Origin of the sequence: Salinimicrobium flavum (assembly GCF_042684505.1) — a bacterium.
GTDB lineage: Bacteria > Bacteroidota > Bacteroidia > Flavobacteriales > Flavobacteriaceae > Salinimicrobium > Salinimicrobium flavum.
On record NZ_JBHULT010000016.1, the window covers coordinates 1 to 2,766 of the forward strand.

The following is a 2,766-nucleotide window of genomic DNA, read 5'->3' on the forward strand; positions in this document are numbered from 1 at the left end:
AACTATAGTGTGAACATTTGGCTGGGTACAGACAATACAGGTACTCCACTTTATACCAATGAATCTCCTGTAACAAGTGTAAATGCTGACGGAGATTATACAGCAACCACTACATGTTTTGCTCTTCCTGTGAATAATGATCTAGACGAACCATACCTGTATTATGAAGTTACTCTTCTTGACTGGCCAGGAAACTATGGTACTGTAGCTCCTAATACAGTTAAATCTGGTGTGTTAACCGCTCAGGATGTGATGGATAACTTTGTCGGAGACGACAGAGTTAAATACGAGCACTTAAGATTCAACTGTGATGGGGAAACTCCTCCTGGAGATGACGATGGTGACGGTGTACCTAACGAAGATGACATCTGCCCAGGTTTCGACGACAATGCTGATGCCGACGGTGATGGAATCCCTGATGGTTGTGATGAATGTCCAAATACACCAACAGATATGGACGATGATGGCGATTGTATCCCAAACGATGATGATGATTGTCCTTACGATCCAAACAATGACTGTGATGACAACGGTGTAGGTGAAGGTTGTGAAACTGCTTATATGTTCGGTGATGTTGAATTAAACAGTCTTGATTATCCAGGAAATAACTGGGGTTGGGGTCTTGAAATTACTGAAGCCGACATAGCAGCTGAAGCTGATGGAGTTTGGGAAATCCCATTCTATGCAGCAGCCGGTCAAAATGACTGGGAAAACAAAGGCTATCAAGCCGGTCATGTTGTACTTACTTTAGACGGAGATAATCTCGAAGTAGAAATTGTACTGAATGCAGGTGTTACCATGAATGATACTCATATTTATGTGGGATCAGAATGGCCAGATAGTCGTGCACCAGGACAATTTGATATGGATGATGATGATAATGTCTTCGATGTAGGTGGAATTGAACCCATCTATGTTATAGTACACGCAGAAGTGTGTGACTAATTCTTAAAAACAACTGCACCGGGAAGTGAACCTTCCCGGGCAGTTTCTAATGCCCCGGAATACCTGTGGCTTACTAACCGAAAAAAAATTAACCATTCAATAATTATTAATCAAAACCAAATGTTATGAAAACCATTTCAAGCTACTTATGTTTTATCGCGATGTTCGCGATGCTATTCACCTCCTGTAGTAAAGAGGAAACTACAGTACAGGATGACAATTCTGAAAAAGCCGTTCTTTCTTTCGGCGCTATCGTGAATGACCTTGCAGATAAGTCTGCAGCCAAACAAACTTCTACAGATGATCTGCCACAATGTACAGACGATGCTCCCGCCTATGTGGAGATCGTACTCTCTCAGGGAGGAACCGCTGTAGTGGGATCAAATGATGCTCCTTACCGTGTTGATCTTGTTGCAGGACAGGTATTTACTGAAGAAGACCCGGAACTTGAACTTGATCCGGGTAATTACTCCCTTGACCATTTTATGGTTTACAATGAGGCGGGTGAACTAATATGGGTAGCCCCTAAAGGAGGCGTACTGGCAGAGTTCATTGACAATCCACTTCCACTTAATATCAGCCTTGGAGCCGGTGTTAAGAAATATGTGGATGTTTCCGTCCTATGTTATGATGACCGGGATGTAAGAGAATATGGATACCTGTTCTTCGATATGGATAAAAATGAGGCGATAGAGTTCTGTATCTTCGGAAACTACTGTCCTCCCTCTGAAGGTGGTCGTCACTATCCTGCAAGATTCAGTGTTGATGTGTGGATGTGGGCAGATGGTCAAAAAGGAACTCAAATCCAAAATGATGTCACCAATACTGTAGAAGTAAATAGCGATGGAGACTACGCAGGAAGTACTGCATGTTTAGCGTTACCGGACAAACCAGGTCAGGACGATTACTACGTTGAGATCACCTTATTGAATTCTGATGCTTATCCTGCACTGGAAGAACGCGTGATAAGAAGAGGAGTGGTTTCAGATGGAGAGGTGAAAGCTTTCTTTGACGGGGAGACCAATCTTGATTACTTCCACTTTAGAGAAGGTGATGACTGTGGAGAAGATGATACTCCTATTTTCGAAGATCCGGCAGATGAAGCAGTAAATTATAAGGCTTGTTTAAATGCTAAAAACGGAACCCTTGCAGGGGGATGGGCTTATTTCAGAGTTAAAGGAGATGTAGTTGAAACTACTGTTCTTGCAACAAATCTTGCAGTAAACAAGCAACATCCACAGCACGTTCATGAAGGAGCAGATTGTTCTGCTAGCGGGTCTCCAATCCTTACCCTTGATAACGAGGACGGAAGCTGGCCGACCGCTAATTCTTATGGAGATATCATATATCACAGAACCTTTACAGGAGTAACGGGTCTTGAATCTCTTGCAGACCGTACTGTAAATCTTCACGGTAAAATGGTAGGTGAAGAGTATCAAATGGGAACTGTAGTTGCCTGTGGAGAAATTGAGCTGTATAACTTCGGGGAGTAAATTATATTAACCAGGCAGAGGCTTACGGCCTCTGCTCGGTTTCTCTTTATTTTTCTTCAGGAAAAGCCTGAAGAGCATATCAATACGTATTTATTAACCATTCCAAATTATTATTAATTAAAATTTAATTACTATGAGAAATTTTAAAATTTACCTGAGTTTCCTGGCAGTGTTCGCCCTGCTTTTTACCTCATGTAGCAAAGATGATGCTGCCGGGGATAACTCCGGCGAGAAAGCTACGTTGTCTTTTGGGGCAATCGTAAATGACCTGGCAAATAAGTCTACCAACAAACAATCTGATGTTGACGACCTTCCTGTATGTTCAGAT

At 42.3% G+C, this 2,766-nt stretch carries 2 protein-coding genes and 1 pseudogene; all 3 read left to right on the forward strand.

All coding sequences use genetic code 11. The features are described from left to right. Positions 1-945 (forward strand): annotated as a pseudogene (locus ACFSTG_RS15130) (hypothetical protein); the annotation flags it as partial. Positions 946-1,070: 125 nt separating this feature from the next. Further along, the gene (locus ACFSTG_RS15135) at positions 1,071-2,438 is read left to right on the forward strand and encodes a hypothetical protein (protein ID WP_380755148.1); all 1,368 of its coding nucleotides are present in this window, start codon (positions 1,071-1,073) and stop codon (positions 2,436-2,438) included. A gap of 133 nt (positions 2,439-2,571) precedes the next feature. Next, positions 2,572-2,766, forward strand: a 195-nt coding sequence (locus ACFSTG_RS15140) for a hypothetical protein (RefSeq protein ID WP_380755151.1), incomplete at its 3' end; no start/stop codon positions are given.

Bases quoted from the DNA above. Each gene is read 5' to 3' on its own strand.
- ACFSTG_RS15135 (WP_380755148.1), top strand. From the start codon at position 1,071: ATGAAAACCATTTCAAGCTACTTATGTTTTATCGCGATGTTCGCGATG.